Below are 18435 nucleotides of genomic sequence, written 5' to 3'. Positions count from 1 at the left end.
ATGAAAAATAGAAGAAAATTAATAATAATCAGTCTCATTATCTTTATTCTGGCGACAATAGCTTCAACGTGCTGGTATATTTCGCTGCATTCTTACGGCGAAGGTGATTTGAAAAATCTTACAACGATTATTACGCAAATTGGATTATTTGGCGGATTTTTTACTACCGTTTTATTTTTATTAATAAATTTTTGTTGGAAAATAAAAGATAGAGGTTTAAAAGCTTTTTTAGTTGCTATTTTAGTTATTCTTTTTATCGTTTTTGTTTACCAGCTTACTCTAAATATGATATTTTATCAGACGGACAATCCTCATTCTTTCATCAGCTATTTTTTTGGATTGTCATAAATAACTAATTGATAGCATGAAAAAATTAACTTTTTTACTCTTCATAAGTGTATCTGTTTCGGTTTTCGGGCAGTCTGTGGATAAAATTATTAAGGATTTCGACGGAGATTCAAAAAAAGATACAGTCCGTATCGACAATGATGCCAATATTTTAATTTGTTTATTATCTACCCAGAAATATAAAAAAATACAAAGCGGAAAAATCCAGAAGCTTAATTTTGGAAACATGCTGGTATCAACAAAAAAAGGCTTTGAATTCTGGAACGATTTTGACAGATCCGGCTTTAAATGTGTATTTGAATACGATCCGAAAGCAAAGAAAATGCAGCTTGTACAAATGAGAAGAGTCGATGACATTTTGAAATATGATTATGGAGAAAAAGCGATAGGAAAATCAAGCATTAATCTTCTCACAAATGAATATGTAGGAGATTTTTATAAAGTGGTTAAGGGTAAATTGCAAAAAATACCAACCATCAAAACGAAAATGGTTTTCCCAAAAACGTATCTTGACACATTCAGCGATTCTCTATGTTTTGATTATGAAGCAAAATGTCTCGCGTTATATAAAAAGAACGGCGGTTAAAAGCATTAATACAGAATTTGTTTAAGATTATTTTAGCTATTTATTTTTAGCTAATTTTTTTCCACAAAGCTTGTCATCCTGTAAGGATCTAAGTATAGTATTAAACGGGATGATAAAATTTTATCTTAAATATTTAAAAAGATATAAATACTTCTCGTCTTAAAAATATATTCCGGTAAATTTATATTTATCGGAATTTTTTTTTCGCTTAAAATTTATGATTAGATTCCGTTAAAAAAGCTTAAATATTTCTTAAGGCACTCTTAATATTTCCCTATAATGTGTGAAAAACCAGTAAAATTAATTTTAAATTTATTGATTTAAATATTTGATAATTAATAAATTAAAATGATAATTAAATCCCATAGTCGTAGAATTACTACACCAAATCGTAGAACTACTACAAAAAACCAGATTTGTATTTAAAAACTTTCAGAATAGAAAATAGGGGTCTATCTTTGTTTCACAATCAAAGCAAAATCACCAAATCACAAAATATTATTAACGATTAAATTTACAAATCATGGCAGCAAATTCAAGAGGAATCTTAAAATTCAACGGCGGCGAAGGTCAAAAATTATTAAAGCTAAACTACAGCGTTTCAAGATCTACAGACGTATCCGGTAGAGTGGCATCAGACCCTTCAAACGCATTAATCAAAGTTACCGTAGAAGCTACTGAAAAATCAGACATCTTAGAAAGCTTACTAAACGGGAAATACAAGCCTACATCAGGTGAAATCACATTCAACAAATCTCACGAAGAAGGTACTCTGATCACGCTAAACTGGGAAAATGGCTATGTGATTCAGCACGAAGTAGATTTCGATGCAGTAGATGACAACAGCATGTTGATCAGCTTTATTATAAGCGCAGAAAAGATCAACTATGGTAATTCTGCTTTCGAAGGTTTATGGCCAAGTGCTTAACAAAAAACCTACAATCATCTTAGTAAAAATAAAATTGGTACAGAATAGCGCGCTCAGTAAGAGTAAGCTATTCTGTTTTTTCTTTTTGAAACTAAATTATTTAAACTTTTAAATTGTAATTTACTGTATTTCAGTTTGTTATTTAAATTTTAAATAAAAATTATCTGTTTGAAAATTTTCACAGCAGATTTTAGTAAAATAAAACACAGAACACCAATCACTAAATTAGTAAGGTCATGTTTCAGGATGAAAAACCATCGAAAATACCGACTTCCGAGAACGCCGAATCGATAAGTAAGCAAATGACAGAAACGGCAGAAAATCAAGCGGTAAGCAAAGCCGGAGAAAAAATCCAGAAGAACGATACAGTTCAGAAAACAACACAAAAAATGGCTCAGGCCCAGGCCTACACAGGAGTCGTTCATAACGGCGCCAATATGTTTATGAATCAGAAATTGGCGGCAAATACTCCATCAATCGTTGAAGACAAAGTCTGGTCTAAACAGCCGACTTCAAAAATACATAATGCAAAAGCAATCCCCGAGAGTCAGGTTTTAGGCATCAATCGTGTCGTAAAGCTTGAAATTGTAGTCGAGGGAAAAATTATTAAGCATTTTAAGCATTTTAAACTCATTCAAAACGCAACCAAGCATCATGAGTTCGACCTTATGTTGGCCCACGATGCGTTAGGGGATTCCGAAAATCATAATTTACAGGAAGCGCAGAATTTTTTAGGCAAAAGAATTACCGTTATTTTCAAATATAAAGATGTTGAAGAGGGTCCGGAAAGAAGCTTTGTCGGCGTCATCACAGAAGTTGGCTTTAGTCAGGAACAGGGAAGCCTTGGGAATATTATTCTCACAGGTTATAGCCCGACCGTTCTTTTGGATGCCGCTCCGCATATCCAAAGTTTTGGCGGTGCGCAGGAAATCAGCTTAAACAGTATTGCCGATCAGGTGATTAAAGAAGGTTTAGGTCAGAATAAATTTGATTTTAGGGTAGATTCGCAGCACGGAAATGTTTCTTACAGCTCTCAATATGAAGAAACGCATTACAATTATCTTGCAAGAGTAGCAGAAGCGTATGGCGAGCAGTTTTATTATGATGGAGAAGTTCTGCATTTTGGGAAGCTTCCGCCACAGGAAAAACCGGTAAAACTGACATACGGAAGCAGCGTAAATGATGTAAAGATCAAAATGCGTGCGCAACACGTAAATCCTACCTTCTATGGCTACAACAGCAGTAAAAATGAAAAATTAACAACAGGAAGCTCAAAAATAAATCATACTTCAGACATCGCAAAACGGGCTTATGAAATTTCAGAAAAAACCTTCCAGACGCCATCTTTGAGAGTTGCACCGATCAAAGCATCATCTTTTATGGATATTGATGCTTCACAAAAAGGAACAGCAGGCAGCAAAGCTTCTGATGTGGTGGTGATTTCAGGAACAACCACGGTTCCGTTTCTTTATCCGGGATGTATCTCAGATATTGAAATGCGCAAGACAGGAAGCAACGAGACTTCTTATTTCACAAAATTAATGATCACGGAAGTGACTCATGAAGTAGATGCAAGAGGGTATTATACAGGAACTTTCGACGCAATAGCTTCTGATACGGGATTTATTCCCCGTCCGGAATTTCAGCTGCCAAAAGCAGAGCCTCAATTCGCAAAAGTGATTTCCAATACGGATCCTTTAAATCAGGGGCGCGTGCAGGTGCAGTTTGACTGGCAAAGTGGCTCTACCACGACAGAATTTATCCGTGTTATGACGCCTGATGCAGGAAGCAGCGATAAAGTGAATAAAAACCGTGGTTTTATGGCGGTTCCTGAAGTGGGAGATCAGGTAATCGTGAATTTCGTTCATCAGCATCCCGACAGGCCTTTCGTAATGGGTGGAATGTTTCACGGCGGTATCGGAGCAGGCGGTGGAGCAGGAAATAATATTAAAAGCTTAAGCAGCCGAAGCGGAAATAAACTGGAGCTCGACGACGGAGCCGGTTCTGTTTTCCTTACAGACCAGGGCGGTGCGAATATGAAATTTGACGGCGCCGGAAATGCTACAACAAGTACCAACAAAGACAAAACTGTAAATGTAGGAGAAAATAATACGGTAAATGCCGGATTAAAACACAGTACAGACGTCGGTAAAGGTAAAAGTGTACTTACAATGGGGAATGATGGAGTAATTGATCTAAGCGGTGCAGAAAAAGTTACCTTAAAAGTAGGAGGAAACAGTATAGAAATTTCTACGGCAGGTATTAAAATCAAAGGCTCTAAAATAGAAATCACAGGAGAAGGTTCTTGGAGCGGAGGAAATGTGTTTATAAATTAATTTATAAGCAAAAAACCATTGTAACATCATATGAATAATATATTTGAATTTAAAGCATTAACGACTCAAAGATATTTGTTGAAAATTACAAGTAAGATGAATCTTGGAGGATTCAGTAGTGATAATGAGGTAGAAATCAGATGGATGCTGAATTTAAAAAATATCAGCGACCAAAGCTATACTTTTGAGCTGATAACTTTAGATCACGCGATGATTAAAGCTGATAACTCCGGATATATTGAGGTTCATAAACTCATTTCTCAAATGCAGAAGGCTTTAAATGAGATTACTTTCACAATAGACAAGCAAGGTAATTTAATTAAAGTTGATAATCTGCAACAGATTCAAGATCGTTGGCAGACCGTAAAATCCGAAATGATCGAGTATAACAGAAGCAATACATCTTTAGAAGAACTGTTTAAAATTCAGGATGAGGTATTTGAAAAACAGGGCGGAGTAGAAAGTATGGTAAAAGCCATGGAATTCTTTGATATTTATCTGAATATGATGTATGGAAGAGATTATTTTCACAGAACCAAAAAAAATATTCCAAACCTTTTCAGATCGGGTGAGATTCCTTTTGCTTTAAAATATGAAAGCAATAAAATAAAAGACGATTTATTTGATGTAAATATTGAAGGATATCCAAACATACTGTCCGAAACTCATGTTAAAGATCTGTACGGAGGTTTCCCTTTTGTAGATACAAATACTGTAAAACCATTATACGCTTATAATGCTCGTTATCTTATTAATGGCAACGGTTTTATAGAAGAAGGTGAAATAAACTTTATTGAATATGTAAACGATAAATTAGGAGGAGAAATACATTATAAATTACAACGATATGAGTGACACAGGATTTGTAGCTCTGCATAGTGATATGTATTTTACATGTTCTTCCGGGCTTACTCCGGCAAAAATGTATCCCACACAGCATAATCATGCTACAAAAGATAAATTTTATTATCTGGTAAAAGATGATACGGCAACCCAGCAGATGGGAGATTTTTTCTGCAGATGGACGTTGGTTTTGGCAGCCGCAATTGCCGCCGCAGGAATTGTCACAGGTGGAGCTGCACTCGTAGTTTTAGCAGCCGTAGCAGTCGCCGCAAGTGCGGCCATGTGTGGAGGTTTGGCAGCGCCGTTCAGGAAATGGGTGGGATATTCTACTTTTAATTCATACGGTCGCAAAGGAGCATATTCATTGACTTCAAAATGTCAGATGGTATGTCCTATTGGTGGTGTTGTTACGTATGCCCCCGGAATTACAGGAACATGGAGCGCTATCGCCTATACAGCAAGAAACACAGGCTGGGCGGTTTTAGAAGGAGCTATTGTAGGAAAATTAGGTTCTTCGGGATTTGGCGCGTTTGCAGGAACGGCTACTCCCGCACTTTCTACGGCGCTACTTAATTTTGCAGCATTAAATGTTGCAGCAAGGGGAATAGGAGTTGCCGATCAGGTTGTCTTTGAAGGAATGTTGCGTAACGGAAAAAACATTAGCGAAACCGGAGATGAAGCAATTAAAGGTGCAACAATGTTTGAGCAGCCTTTCATTAATATTTATGAAAGAAGCCAAAGCGGATATTACACAGGCGGTTATGCAAAAGACGCAGAAGGAAACGATATTCCGGATGCCCATAATGGTCATGGAGCAGGAGCTTTAACTACAGATGCTTATTACGCCGCACTTTCAGCGATATCAATGGGATTATTGGCTCGTGGCGCAGCAACTCATGAAAATATAGCTAAAGAAGCCATCGTTGCCGCAAAAGAAACCATCGCCAAAGCAGTAGAAACTGGAAAAAGATTCTTATTTGAAAGAGGTCGCGTGACACCAAGAAGCCTTAATATTGATTTATTGATCAATAATCCTGAGCTCATGAGCATTTTCCAGGAAGCTTTAAACAGATTGGCAAATTCCAGAGCGCGAACAAACGCTTACAAAAGATATATTGAAGCAAAAAATAATAATTTCCAAGGCTTGACAAGAGCAGAAATTCAGACACTATGTGAGGAAGCATGGTCTGCAACAAGAAGTAAAATGACGGAAGTAGCGGCAGAAAGAGGAGTAACTTTAAATGGAGAAATCCATCACTGGAATTACCCTAAATATGATAATCCTAACGATGTTTTAAATCCAAATCAGTTAACAACACCAATTACAAGAGATCAGCATCAGCAGGCACATGAAGCGACAACTTCTAATCCTTCGGCGATATGGGAAGGTCCTATTGATCCTAGACATGCATTAGACCCGCCGCCTTACGATCTGCCGGAGCCACCACCACCTCCGCCACCGAGAACCAGAAGATAATAGCATTTGAATTCATTTAACTTTTTATATTTGTAGTATGGAAGAATTAAATTTAATTATTGATAAAATAAGCATTATTGATGCTGATTTAAAGAAAATAATCAATCAAGAAGTTAAAATTCCGTACGTGGATGATTATAATAGTGTATCAGACTATTGGTATCCTCATCCCCCTTGTCTTATTCCTTTATTTTTGGGGTATGGAGCGTCGTACAAGGGAGTCGTTCATCATTTCTTTTGTGACAAAAAAGATACTTTCGGTGAATATTTTTTAGAACAGGGTTTCATTTCCGAGATTGCAAGAAATTCAAAACAATGGATCACATTAATTGTTTTGAAAATAATCATGACAAAAGAGGGATTAAACGACGAAATAATCAATTTTTGTAAACAGGTGAATTATTCTGATTATGAAGAAGTTGATGAGTTTACTCTTGATTACGGAGATGATCCGAATGAGTTTAAAAATTTAATATATATAAAACAAGAGACTCCATCAAGATACGTTAAAAACATCTCTGAATATAATGGTGATTTTCCGTCTACACTTTCAGCAATTAATTCTGCACAAATACAAAATGCAAGTATATTCGAAATCGCTGTTCCTGAGAAGTTAAATGAAATCAATGATTTACCCTTGTGGCTAAATCGGAATGAAGACAAACAGGCTTTATTCGAAGATTATTTAAATAAAAATATGCTTAAAGAAGCTTGGTTTACATTGAACAGCAAGGGCTGGAAGTTAAAAGATGTTGCCACCGCTTTAGAAGAATTAGCCATGAAAACAGATGACGAATTATTTCATTTGGTTACAAAAAACTGGATCAATGGTTGGAGAAAATCTACTGATCAGGACGGTTCTTACTAATTCTTGAATCATTAGAAAATTAAATAAAAAAACATCATTTAAGATTTAATAGTTTAGATTACTACAAAATAACAAAGATTACGAATAACTTATAAACTTTGCTTTAAATTTCCTCGTTTTAAAATAAAAGAAAACACTTTTTCTTATATTTGTTCCTTATGGAAAATATGGACGCAACTCAAGATAAAAGGTTATTTCTCATCGATGCTTATGCGATGATTTTCAGAGGATATCATGCGATGTATAAAAGCCAGAGATATACCAATTCAGGTATGGAAACGACGGCTATTTTTGGATTTATGAATTCTTTAATAGAATTAATCAGGAAAGAGAAACCAACTCATTTGGCTGTAGTTTTTGATGTGGGACAAGCAAGTGTGCGTACAAATGACTATGCTGACTATAAAGCCAACAGAAGCGAAACCCCTGAAGCAATTAAAACTGGTGTTCCGTATATTCACCGAATTTTAGAAGCGATGCATGTTCCGCGTTTAGGTATTGAGGGATATGAAGCAGATGATGTGATTGGAACCATTGCGTGTAAAGCTGAAAAAGAGGGCTATACCACTTTTATGGTGACTCCAGATAAGGATTTCGGACAATTGGTAACGGATAAAATTAAAATTTATAAACCTGGTTACAAAGGTGGAGACGTTCAAATACTTGGGGTTGAAGAAATAAATGCAAAATATGAAATTGAAGATCCAAAGCAGGTAATTGATTATTTAGCAATGATGGGGGATGCCTCGGATAATATTCCAGGATTAGAAGGTGTAGGAGAAAAAACGGCAATGAAATTCCTTAAAGAATTCGGAAGCATAGAAAATCTTTTGGCAAATACAGATAAACTAAAAGGAAAATTAAAAGAAAAAGTAGAAGCATCAGCAGAACGCGGGATTTTATCTAAAAAACTAGCAACTATTATTTGTGATGTACCTATTGAATTCCACCAAGAGCAATATGATCTTGAAACTCCAGATTTCGAAAAAGTAAAAGAAATTTTTGATGAAATTGAATTCAGAAGATTATACGAAAATCTTTACCGGGCCTTTGCTCCTTCAACAACTGAAACCACGGTTGTCACGGAAGTTGAGGTGACAATATCGACTGAAACGGCGCAACAAAAAGTAGCACAGGCAGTTGGTCAGCTTGATCTCTTCGCGACATATGAAGAGCTTGATCAGGCAACTTCCACAAAATCAACGATCGAGCATAATGATCACCTGTATCAGTTTATTGACAATCCGAAAGCCCAGAAAATTTTAGTTCAAAATTTATTGAAGCAAAAAGTAGTCTGTTTTGATACGGAAACCACTTCTTTAAATGAATTAGAGGCCGAATTGGTAGGAATGAGCTTTTCCTATAAAAAAGGATTAGCCTATTATATTCCTTTATCTGAAGATCAGGGTGAAGTTTTGCAGACCCTGGAAATTTTCAGACCGTTTTTCGAAAAAGAAGATCTGCTGAAAGTGGCTCACAATCTTAAATTTGATTATAAAATCCTGAAACAATACGATATTACGGTAAAAGGAGCCATGTTCGATACCATGATCGCACATTATCTTTTAAATCCGGACGGAAGGCATGGAATGGATTATCTTTCAGAGGTTTACTTGAATTATAAACCTGTTTCCATTGAAACCATTATCGGGAAAAAAGGAAAAAACCAGGGAACTTTCAGAGATGCAGATTTAAGGACTCAGACCGATTATGCGGCAGAAGATGCAGACATCACGTTCCAGTTATATGAATTGTTTGCCCCTCAATTAAAAAAGGAAAATCTAGAAGATCTTTTCTTCAATATCGAAATGCCGTTAATGGAAGTTTTAGCTAAAATGGAATTAGCAGGAATTTCCCTTGACGAAAAATGGCTGGCTCAGGAAAGCATTGATCTTGAGAATGATCTAAGACAATTAGAATCTAAAATATTTGAATTTTCGGGAGAAGAATTTAATATGAATTCGCCAAAACAACTGGGTGAAGTTTTGTTTGAAAAAATGCAGCTTGATCCGAAAGCAAAAAAGACAAAAACCGGTCAATACGCCACTTCAGAAGATGTGCTCCAAAAATTAGCTTCAAAACACGAAATTATTAAGCATATTCTTGAATACAGAACCTATCAGAAGCTAAAATCAACCTATGTTGATGCCCTGCCATCGCAAATTGATAAGGATGAAAGAGTGCATACCAATTTCTCACAAACTACGGCTGCGACTGGTCGTTTGGCGAGTGTAAACCCGAATTTACAGAATATTCCGATCAGAACATTGAGAGGTCAGCAGATCCGTGGAGCTTTTGTTTCCGCGGAAGGGAAAAAGATTATTTCTGCCGATTATTCACAGATCGAGCTCCGTTTAATTGCTGAGATTTCAGGTGAGGAAAACATGATTAAAGCTTTCCAGAATGGAGAAGATATTCACGCTTCTACGGCGGCAAAATTGTTTAAAATTCCGTTGGAAGAAGTATCAAAAACACAGAGAAGCCAGGCAAAAACAGTGAATTTTGGGATTATTTACGGTCAGGGCGCATTTGCACTGGCAGAACAAACCGGTTTATCAAGAACGGAAGCCAAACAAATGATCGAAGCCTATTTTGAAACCTATCCGAAGCTGAAAGAATATATGGCAGAGCAGGTAAATAAAGCACGTCAATTAGGCTATGTCGAAACAATTTTAGGAAGAAAACGTCATTTAAAAGATATTAATTCAAATAATTTTGTCGTAAGAGGTCATGCTGAAAGAAACGCCGTCAATGCACCCGTTCAGGGAAGTGCAGCCGATGTTGTGAAAATGGCGATGATCAAAATTCAGAAAGAGCTGGAAAAAGAAAAGCTGGAGACCAAAATGCTGCTTCAGGTTCATGATGAATTGGTTTTTGAATCTCCGATCAATGAGATAGAACTAGCCACAAATATTATTAAAATCGAAATGGAAAGTGCAATTGAGACGCAGGTTCCACTGTTGGTGGAGGTTGGAGTAGGAAATAACTGGCTGGAAGCGCATTAAGATTTAGAATAAATATTCAGATGCTTCGACTCCGCTCAGCATGACACCCCTACAAATAACCGTTAACATAAAACAGTTAGTATTAGAGCTGTCATGCTGAGCGGAGTCGAAGCATCTGTTTTAAAATAATCTCAAAAAAATTGAAATAAAAAACTTTCACATTATATGGGAGTTTTTTTTGCTTTAAGAATGAAAAAATTATAATGAATTAAAAAAGTTATATAATTATTAAATGTTGATTAAAAATAAACTAGTCAATTTAAATCACATTTTTCAACAATTTTGCAGGCTTATAAAATTGTATTATGTTTGTAGGGTAAAACACACAAATGAGAGTATTAAAAATAGCGATTTTAATAGTTGTTATTTTATCCGGACTATCCGCAGTCATAGTTTCCTGCAACGCAGGAGATCCCATCTATGGTAACGAAATCACACCTTCTCAAACTTTAGCGTCCACGAAATGGAAAGCCATCATCGTAAAAGATGCTCATGGAAATGATGTGACAGGCCAAAATAAGGATTTTGCAGGCTATACAGAATATAATCTGGATGGAACTTTCAAGACCACAAATTTCGATGGCGCCCTAAAATCAATAGGGGACTGGTCTATCACACCGGACGGAAAAAGAAGAATCCTGGTCGGGAAAAATCTTAACGGAAACGGCGAAATCGTCTCCACCGGAATTGTAGATATCATTACACTTACTCCAAAATTTTTTGTGTATTCAATTGTATTAAATGGTCAGAAAATGACTGTAGAGCATATTTCTTTGTAGTTAGTAGAAGGAAGTATTAGTTAGATTCATCCTGAACTTCCGCGATTATGCGGAAGTTTTTTTAAAGATTTTTTCAGGTTGTTAAAAAGTGTGTTTTTAGTGATCGCGCGACGGTTTTTCTGTCGCGCATTTGTTTAATAGCTTAACAGTAAAATTATTTTAATTATAAAACCCTTTTTTGTCTTTCACTTTCAGTAATAGTTTTCTCTAATCTGGACAGCCTGGTTTTTTCCTGTTTTGCACTCATAATCCAATGGATCATCACTTTTTTGTAAGATGGAGCCTGCTTAGAAAAAAAATCCCATGCTTTTTTATTGGATTTAAATTGTTTTTCAAACTCAGGATCGAGTGTTGCGGGCTCTTTTTCATGAGAATAAATCCTTGATTTTTCTTCTTTTCTCAACTCGAATGCTTGGAGACCTTCAGGTTTCATCAATCCCGCTTTGGAGAGCTCTTCAATTTTTTTAATATTGATGGCGCTCCATATGCTGGTCGGTTTTCTAGGTGTAAAACGGATGCTGTAGCTTTCATGATCGATCGATTTTCTCACCCCGTCGATCCATCCGAAACATAATGCCTGATCTACAGATTGTGGCCAGGTTATAGATGGCTTTTTGCTTCCGACTTTATAAAAACCAACCAGCAGTTCTTTTTCTGATTTATAATTCTTTTCCAGCCAATTTCTGAATTTTTCCTGGGTTTCAAAAAATGTTGCGTCCATTTTTAAGTGTAAAAAGTATATCGAAATTTACAAATTATTATAAAAGCGGATAAAAATTAATTTCACCCGTTGTAAATTATCATTTAATTAAATATAGTACAAATTTTTAATCCCAAAGGGTTCCGTCCAATCCCAAAACAATTCCTATCCAAAGCGTAACTACGAAAGCAAGAATGCTCACAATTACAGCTCCTATTTTTTTCCATTTGCTTTGAAATTGTATAAGTTCAGGCAAAAAAAGTAAAAATCCACCAAAAGCTCCGGCAAGAGGCGTAATGATTAACGGTCTTATTTTCCAAAATTTTCCCCATTCAGGTTTCGGATGATCAACTCCAAATACAAATAATGAAATGATAATCAACGCGATTGCAGCTCCAAATAGAACTCTTTTGATTAAAGCAGTTATGTTAATTGTGTGTGTCATGATAGTTTTTAATCTTATTTAATTAAAAGTACTTTGAATTACAAAGTAAAATTAAATTTTGAAAATAGACAAGATTTTTTTTGAAAATTGTTAAAAATTAATTGATATAAATAATTAGTATGAGTTAAACTTTTCTCTTATGGAATTTTTCGGGGGCGGGAGCAAAGCTCCCGCCCCCGAAAAAGCATTAAATAACCCAAAATTTCTCATCAGAATTTCGAGAATATTAAATATCCTCTCCCTGAAACATTTTCAAAAGATTTTCTATCGCATTTGGAGCGTGAAGTATTTCAGTATTGTACAGTGTAATTTTTGTAATGTCAGAAGCACGTTTTAACATATTTTTTTCGTAATTTGAAATCGCGGACTTTACATCTTTAAATTGCTCATTCGTAAGACATTCCGCCAGTTCATAAGCATCCTGCATCGCCATATTTACCCCTTCTCCGGCATAAGGCGGCATTCTGTGGGCGGCATCACCCAATAAAGTCAGATTAGATGAAGTTTCCCAATGTTGATCTGGAGGATAATGATATTGTGGACGCGGAATAATCGATATCTCGTCACTTTCAAATAATTCCTGCCAGGCTTTATCCCAAAAGCTAAAATCTTTTTTAAACCAATCAAAAACCTGTTGCTTATTAGTAAAATCAATTCCGGAATCTTTTGTCCAGTATTCATCGGTTTTACAGCCTGTGTAGAATGTCAAAGTTCCGTCACTTTTTGTACTTAAAAGCAAAGACTGATTATGATCCAGGGCGAAAATTTTTCCACCATTTATCAATTCCCAAAGGGTTGGAGCATTGGTTTCTGCGTTGTAAATATTACCTTCAACCATCGTCACTCCTGAATAAATTGGTTTAATATCCGTGAGATAATCGCGGATTTTAGAATTCGCTCCATCACAGGCAATCACGATATCGGCGTAATATGATTTTCCATTTTTAAAATGCAATAACCAGCCTTCATTTTGCTGTTCCATAGAAATAAACTGACTGTCCCAAACTACGGTTTCGGGCTGTAAAGATTCCAGTAAAATTTTTCTGAGTGGCGCCCGGTCGATTTCAGGACGGTCTTCGGCGTAAGAATCCTCAGAAGCATGCTCATCCAGAAAAATATTCAGGTTTTTATCTAAAATTTTTAATTTTCCTGCATTCGGACGGAAATTTGCTTTAAATTCTTCCATCAAACCGGCTCTGGAAAGTGCTTCCAATCCCGATCCTTCATGAAGATCTAGCGTTGCTCCCTGCACCCTAACATCCTTATTTTCATCTCTTTCATATACTTTTACCTGTGCGTTTTTTAACTGTAAAAGCCTTGCTAAAGTTAATCCTCCGGGACCTCCGCCAACGATGGCTATTTTTTTATTTTCTATGACCATAACTTAATTTTTATGGCACAAAATTACTTTTTAGGCAGAACGGAAAATTGTATAAATCGGTCGTTTTTATTCTGACTGAGTTCTTTCGGAAGAAATCCGGAAAGCTTTTTAATCTCTTTGATAAAATGAGACTGGTCGGAAAAATTCTCTTCAGGAAAGAGTTTTCCCTCTTTAATATGTTGAAAAGAAGCTCGGAAACGAAGAATTCCGCAATATGATTTTAGGGAAATTCCAAATTGACTGTTAAAATATCGGTTGATCTGCCTTTCACTCCAAATTACTTTTTCTGAAAGTTCTTTTACCGATAATGAACCTTTAGATGAATACATTAAATCAAATAGCTTAATTTTTCTGTCATCAATTTTTTGACCGTAAAGCTGTTCATTAATTTTAACTGAAATTTTTTCACAGAATTTTTCAAAATCATTTAAATCATTAATGTTAAAATGCCAATAGTCAGACGGTAAAATTTTCGCATAATTTAATAATTCAGAAACACTTTGGTGTAAAATATATTCCGTTGCCAATAAATTAAAGCTAACGGCAAAAATTTTTGTTTTTGCTGCAATAGTAACCTGCTCCGGATGTGTTCCGATTCCTAATAAAACCACATGAAAAGGTTCTATTACAGATTCAGAAAAAATCAGATCAACCCTGCCATCGGGCAAAAGAATTACTTCTCTATTTTCTGAAGGATTATCCAGCATCCAGAAACTTTCAACGTAATCTGAAAGGGATGAGTCTGGTTTTTGAGATTGATAGATCAAAATTGATATTATTAGTTAATAATTTTTACTTTTTTTAATGTCTTCAAAAATCAAAATTTGTTCATTATTCAATTCTTTTAAAAGGATTTTACGAGTTCCTGCGAAAAGGTAATTTGGATTAGAAATCAATTCTACATTATTTTTGCTAATGTTTAATTGTCTAAGTAAAGTAGTAAATTTTGAATGTTTTTTATCTGAATTTGAATATATCAGTTGAATGGCTCTTTTTGGAAGAAAATAAAAGCTTTTCGGAAACAAAAAAATCGAATTTTGATTAATCATAATATCAAAGCTACACCATTGAAAAGACTTTCTTAATGGTCCGTTTTCCGTAATAATCATTCCGTTAATATTTTCTAGTATTTTGGTGTCAGCTTGTTTATAATTTTTAATAAAACTTTTCTTCTGAAATGAAAAGTAAACTCCGAATATTGCCGTCAACAATAATGATGCAAGAAAAAAATCGAAAAAAGTATGATAAAACATATTTAGTTTATTATCAATTATTATAGAAATTATTTCTCAAATCTCCAATTACTAAGAACTAATGTAATTATAACTTGAGGCCATGTTTCAAAGTTTGTCAATTTTGGATCAATCGGAATAATTGAAGTCTTAAACCAGCCTTTTTTTCCGACAACATTCATCATGGCATTATAATGCAAGATTTTATCGAAAGGATTGCTAACGTGAAGCATCATGCCTCTGTTTTGTCTACCCGAAACATTTTGGGAAAATTCTATTTCTATTGTTTTAGAAGGATTTTTATTTTCTTTCACCACTTTCATTGATTCTATTCTATCACTTTTTACTTCAGCTTCAATAAAAATATGCTCACCAGGATAAATCTGTAAAATATCATCTTTGACAATATATTTTGACCTTGCAACCTCTTGTTGGTAAAATGTTGTGGAATCAACGGCCAGTTTTAATGTGAACGCTTCACGAAAATCATTATCATTTTGAGCAGAAATAAATCCTGAAATCAATAGAAATAATACTAAAGTAATTTGCTTAATAATATTCATGATATATTTAATAGCTGCAAATATATTTAATTCTTTCAAGCCAAAGGCAACTTAAAATAAAAAGTACTTCCCTGATTTAACGAACTCTTTACGCCAATTTCACCATGTTGTTTTTCGATAAAGTTTTTGGAAATCGCTAAACCTAAACCTGTTCCGTTTTGATGCTCTCCGGGAACCTGAAAATAGCGGTCGAAAACCTGGCGATGGTATTTTTCATCAATCCCGTTTCCGGAATCTGTTACGCTGAATTGTATAAAATTCTCTAATTTATCAATAATCACCTGAATTTTTTCATCCTGAAAAGAATGTTTAATGGCGTTGCCTAAGAAATTATTCATGACCCAAACCGTTTTGTCAAAATCTGCTGTAATCATATCATTTTCAGAGATATTGAGTTCTGTTATGATGCTGATATTTTTTTGTTCGGCAAGAATTTCTACATTTTTTATGGCAGTTTGTACAATTTTTTCGGGTGAACAATTTTCTATATGTAAACGGATATTTCCGGTTTCGACCTGCGATAGATTAAGCAGTTCGCCGGTAATATCCAAAAGCCGTTGCCCGTCTTCATTAATGCTTTTTAATAATTCCTGCTGTTGGTCATTTAACGCTCCAAACTTTTGATTTCCAAGCAGTTGAACGCCCATTTTTATGGCCGAAATTGGAGTTTTCAGTTCGTGGGAAATGGTTGCAATAAAATTTGTCTTCGCAAAATCAAGTTCTTTAAAAGGGGTAATATTTCTTAGTAAAATTACTTTTCCGATGTATTTTTTTTCCTTTTCACCTGTTTTTACAATATTAATAGGAACAATCTCCTGATCAAAATAATTTTCTTTATTATCAGCTGCAATCTTTAAAGGTTCCTTCAACGGATTATCAATATTTTTCAATAATTCCCTTATAAGATCATTATTAATGGCAACTTCATGCACCGTTTTTCCTATGATTTCTTCTTTATTCAGGTTAGTGATTTTTAAGGCTTCATCATTAATCATGTAGATGAAATTATTTTCATCCAGACCGATCACGGCGTCGTGCATATTGTTGACCAAAGTCTCAATCCTTTTTTTATCCATTAATTGTTTGGAAAGCGTGCTGCTTTCATATTCCTGAAGCTTTTCCGCCATGATATTAAAGGAATTGGCAAGGTCGTTAAATTCTTCACTTCCTTTAAAATGAACTCTTTCATTATAATTTTTATTCGCAATCTGTCTGATACTGAAAGTCAGTTGATTGATCGGTTCGGCAATTGTCTGAGGAAGATTAAAAAGCAAAATAAAAGAAATTAAAAAGCAAACCGTTCCCAAACTCACGATCCAGAAAGTGGCGTTTTCTGCGGTGATGATGGCGATATCACTTTTTCGTTCGATACCTTTCATGTTCAGTGCCATAATTTTAACCAAATCTTCCCGAATCAGTTTTTCTTTTTCCGGATTTGGCTGTTTTAAATAGCTTTCAAAATGTAAATTAAGGTTCTGAGTGGCTTCTTTTTCACCAAACTCGGTTAAATTTTTTTCCTGTAAAATATTGTTTTTCTTAAAATCTTTAATCGCAATCGCGCTGTCGGTGTTAATTTTATCTAAAGCCAACAGCATATTTTGAGAAAATTCCAGACTGTTGTAATTGGCGATAAGAATTTTTTCAGTGTCAGATTTTAATTTGTTGATATACACAGAGCCAATCACTGAAAGTAAAACGATCAGCACGAACAAAAGACCTACTCCCAACGTGAGTTTTGTTTTGATTTTCATTGTTTTAAGATAAAATAATAATGTCTATTTGCCTTTCATTCAATCGGTTCATCAGGGTGTAGATCCAGCTGTAGCCAAAAATCCTCTGCAAAAAATGAGCATGAGGTTTTCCGATGCAGACGGTTGTGATATTATGTTGTATAACATAGTCTAAAATCCCTTTGTGGACGCTGCTTTCCTTTATCCGAATCACTTTGGCTCCCAATTCCTGTGCTAAATTAAAATTATTAATCAAATATCGCTGTTTATCTAATGCTATTTTTTCCGGATTTTCTGAAGGCCGCTGAATGTACAAAACCGTCCACGGACTGTTATAATAACTTGCCAGTCTCGCCGTTTTTCGGATAATATTTTTCGCTATTTTTTCATTACTGCTTATACAGGCGAGAAATTTTATAGGTTTAAAATTTTCCGTTTTGATCTCGGTTTCAACTTTTCTCTCGACATGGGTGGCGACTTCTTTTAACGCTAATTCACGGAGCTGCAAAATGTGTCCGCTTTGAAAGAAATTATTTAAAGCTGTTTGAATTTTTTCTTTTTTGTAGATTTTCCCTTCTTTCAGGCGCGTTAAAAGTTCGTCTGCCGTTAAATCGATATTCACCACTTCATCCGCAAGCGCTAAAATTTTATCGGGAACGCGTTCTGAAACTTCAATTCCTGTTATTTTTTTGACTTCTTCATTTAAACTTTCAATATGCTGAATATTCATCGCGCTGATGACATTGATTCCGTTATCGAGGATTTCCAAGACGTCCTGCCATCTCTTTTTATTTTTGGAACCTTCAATATTGGTGTGCGCCAATTCATCTACTAAAACTACTTCAGGATGAGTGTTAATAATAGCCTGCAGATCCATTTCCTCGAGATTTTTACCTTTATAAAATGAAGATCTTCTTGCAATCTCAGGAATTCCATCAACCAAAGCTACCGTTTCTTCTCTTCCGTGAGTTTCTATGTAGCCTATTTTCACATCAATGCCATTTCTTAGCAAGGCATGGGCTTCCTGAAGCATTCGGAAGGTTTTTCCGACACCGGCGCTCATCCCAATATAGATCTTGAATTTTCCTTTTTTGGATTTTTGAATCAGTTCTAAAAATTGCTTTGCTGATGATGACATTAATTTTATTCTTTTTAATTTTATTTTTTGAAACATGATATTGTTGAAAGTTTGAAGCTGAAGGCTGGAAGTTATT

Annotated in this window: 16 protein-coding genes; 9 read left to right on the top strand and 7 right to left on the bottom strand. The window is 35.1% G+C overall.

The features are described from left to right. The 9 genes from BLT04_RS02995 to BLT04_RS02955 all read left to right on the top strand — a co-directional run bounded on the left by BLT04_RS02995 (window position 1) and on the right by BLT04_RS02955 (window position 11170). Window positions 1-348 (top strand): hypothetical protein, encoded by a 348-nt coding sequence (locus BLT04_RS02995; RefSeq protein ID WP_089753519.1) that lies wholly within the window; start codon window positions 1-3, stop codon window positions 346-348. A gap of 16 nt (window positions 349-364) precedes the next feature. Then, complete coding sequence (locus tag BLT04_RS02990; RefSeq protein ID WP_089753517.1) at window positions 365-934, top strand: hypothetical protein; 570 nt, start codon at window positions 365-367, stop codon at window positions 932-934. Window positions 935-1457: 523 nt separating this feature from the next. Further along, window positions 1458-1862, top strand: coding sequence for a type VI secretion system tube protein TssD (gene tssD / locus BLT04_RS02985; RefSeq protein ID WP_170828416.1), 405 nt, complete (start codon window positions 1458-1460; stop codon window positions 1860-1862). A 236-nt stretch (window positions 1863-2098) separates the two neighbouring features. After that, the gene (locus tag BLT04_RS02980) at window positions 2099-4198 is read left to right on the top strand and encodes a type VI secretion system Vgr family protein (RefSeq protein ID WP_089753513.1); all 2100 of its coding nucleotides are present in this window, start codon (window positions 2099-2101) and stop codon (window positions 4196-4198) included. A gap of 30 nt (window positions 4199-4228) precedes the next feature. After that, on the top strand, window positions 4229-5053 hold the full coding sequence (locus tag BLT04_RS02975) for a hypothetical protein (protein WP_089753511.1): 825 nt from the start codon (window positions 4229-4231) through the stop codon (window positions 5051-5053). Continuing rightward, a complete protein-coding gene (locus BLT04_RS02970) occupies window positions 5046-6518 on the top strand; it encodes a hypothetical protein (RefSeq protein ID WP_139166204.1) in 1473 nt (490 codons plus the stop codon). Before BLT04_RS02975 ends, BLT04_RS02970 begins: the two co-directional genes overlap by 8 nt. Before the next feature lie 37 nt (window positions 6519-6555). Next, window positions 6556-7386: a hypothetical protein gene (locus tag BLT04_RS02965; protein ID WP_089753508.1), complete on the top strand. Its 831-nt coding sequence runs from the start codon at window positions 6556-6558 to the stop codon at window positions 7384-7386. Between the two features lie 167 nt (window positions 7387-7553). Next, window positions 7554-10391: a DNA polymerase I gene (polA, locus tag BLT04_RS02960; RefSeq protein ID WP_089754218.1), complete on the top strand. Its 2838-nt coding sequence runs from the start codon at window positions 7554-7556 to the stop codon at window positions 10389-10391. Between the two features lie 329 nt (window positions 10392-10720). Next, window positions 10721-11170 carry a DUF4822 domain-containing protein gene (locus tag BLT04_RS02955; RefSeq protein ID WP_089753506.1) on the top strand — a complete coding sequence of 150 codons (450 nt, stop codon included), beginning with the start codon at window positions 10721-10723 and terminating at the stop codon, window positions 11168-11170. A 163-nt stretch (window positions 11171-11333) separates the two neighbouring features. On the opposite strand, the gene BLT04_RS02950 is transcribed toward BLT04_RS02955, so the two are convergent. The 7 genes from BLT04_RS02950 to BLT04_RS02915 form a co-directional block, all read right to left on the bottom strand. Continuing rightward, on the bottom strand, window positions 11334-11891 hold the full coding sequence (locus BLT04_RS02950; RefSeq protein ID WP_089753503.1) for a YdeI/OmpD-associated family protein: 558 nt from the start codon (window positions 11889-11891) through the stop codon (window positions 11334-11336). 106 nt (window positions 11892-11997) lie between these two features. After that, a complete protein-coding gene (locus BLT04_RS02945) occupies window positions 11998-12315 on the bottom strand; it encodes a potassium transporter KefB (protein ID WP_089753501.1) in 318 nt (105 codons plus the stop codon). 226 nt (window positions 12316-12541) lie between these two features. Continuing rightward, a complete protein-coding gene (locus BLT04_RS02940) occupies window positions 12542-13696 on the bottom strand; it encodes an FAD-dependent oxidoreductase (protein ID WP_089753499.1) in 1155 nt (384 codons plus the stop codon). Window positions 13697-13719: 23 nt separating this feature from the next. Further along, window positions 13720-14463 (bottom strand): helix-turn-helix domain-containing protein, encoded by a 744-nt coding sequence (locus BLT04_RS02935; protein ID WP_228421893.1) that lies wholly within the window; start codon window positions 14461-14463, stop codon window positions 13720-13722. A gap of 515 nt (window positions 14464-14978) precedes the next feature. Next, a complete protein-coding gene (locus tag BLT04_RS02925; RefSeq protein WP_089753494.1) occupies window positions 14979-15491 on the bottom strand; it encodes a hypothetical protein in 513 nt (170 codons plus the stop codon). A 35-nt stretch (window positions 15492-15526) separates the two neighbouring features. After that, window positions 15527-17242 carry a HAMP domain-containing sensor histidine kinase gene (locus BLT04_RS02920; protein WP_089753492.1) on the bottom strand — a complete coding sequence of 572 codons (1716 nt, stop codon included), beginning with the start codon at window positions 17240-17242 and terminating at the stop codon, window positions 15527-15529. 4 nt (window positions 17243-17246) lie between these two features. Beyond that, complete coding sequence (locus BLT04_RS02915) at window positions 17247-18359, bottom strand: histidine kinase (RefSeq protein ID WP_089754216.1); 1113 nt, start codon at window positions 18357-18359, stop codon at window positions 17247-17249. Window positions 18360-18435 lie beyond the last annotated feature (76 nt).

Source organism: Chryseobacterium soldanellicola, from assembly GCF_900100115.1.
Classification (GTDB): domain Bacteria; phylum Bacteroidota; class Bacteroidia; order Flavobacteriales; family Weeksellaceae; genus Chryseobacterium; species Chryseobacterium soldanellicola.
This window is presented reverse-complemented; position numbering and strand designations above follow the sequence as displayed.

Excerpts from the sequence above, each read along its gene's own strand:
- BLT04_RS02995 (WP_089753519.1), top strand. The coding sequence starts at position 1 with ATGAAAAATAGAAGAAAATTAATAATAATCAGTCTCATTATCTTTATT.
- BLT04_RS02990 (WP_089753517.1), top strand. The coding sequence starts at position 365 with ATGAAAAAATTAACTTTTTTACTCTTCATAAGTGTATCTGTTTCGGTT.
- tssD (WP_170828416.1), top strand. The coding sequence starts at position 1,458 with ATGGCAGCAAATTCAAGAGGAATCTTAAAATTCAACGGCGGCGAAGGT.
- BLT04_RS02980 (WP_089753513.1), top strand. The coding sequence starts at position 2,099 with ATGTTTCAGGATGAAAAACCATCGAAAATACCGACTTCCGAGAACGCC.
- BLT04_RS02975 (WP_089753511.1), top strand. The coding sequence starts at position 4,229 with ATGAATAATATATTTGAATTTAAAGCATTAACGACTCAAAGATATTTG.
- BLT04_RS02970 (WP_139166204.1), top strand. The coding sequence starts at position 5,046 with ATGAGTGACACAGGATTTGTAGCTCTGCATAGTGATATGTATTTTACA.
- BLT04_RS02965 (WP_089753508.1), top strand. The coding sequence starts at position 6,556 with ATGGAAGAATTAAATTTAATTATTGATAAAATAAGCATTATTGATGCT.
- polA (WP_089754218.1), top strand. The coding sequence starts at position 7,554 with ATGGACGCAACTCAAGATAAAAGGTTATTTCTCATCGATGCTTATGCG.
- BLT04_RS02955 (WP_089753506.1), top strand. The coding sequence starts at position 10,721 with ATGAGAGTATTAAAAATAGCGATTTTAATAGTTGTTATTTTATCCGGA.
- BLT04_RS02950 (WP_089753503.1), bottom strand. The coding sequence starts at position 11,891 with ATGGACGCAACATTTTTTGAAACCCAGGAAAAATTCAGAAATTGGCTG.
- BLT04_RS02945 (WP_089753501.1), bottom strand. The coding sequence starts at position 12,315 with ATGACACACACAATTAACATAACTGCTTTAATCAAAAGAGTTCTATTT.
- BLT04_RS02940 (WP_089753499.1), bottom strand. The coding sequence starts at position 13,696 with ATGGTCATAGAAAATAAAAAAATAGCCATCGTTGGCGGAGGTCCCGGA.
- BLT04_RS02925 (WP_089753494.1), bottom strand. The coding sequence starts at position 15,491 with ATGAATATTATTAAGCAAATTACTTTAGTATTATTTCTATTGATTTCA.
- BLT04_RS02920 (WP_089753492.1), bottom strand. The coding sequence starts at position 17,242 with ATGAAAATCAAAACAAAACTCACGTTGGGAGTAGGTCTTTTGTTCGTG.
- BLT04_RS02915 (WP_089754216.1), bottom strand. The coding sequence starts at position 18,359 with ATGTCATCATCAGCAAAGCAATTTTTAGAACTGATTCAAAAATCCAAA.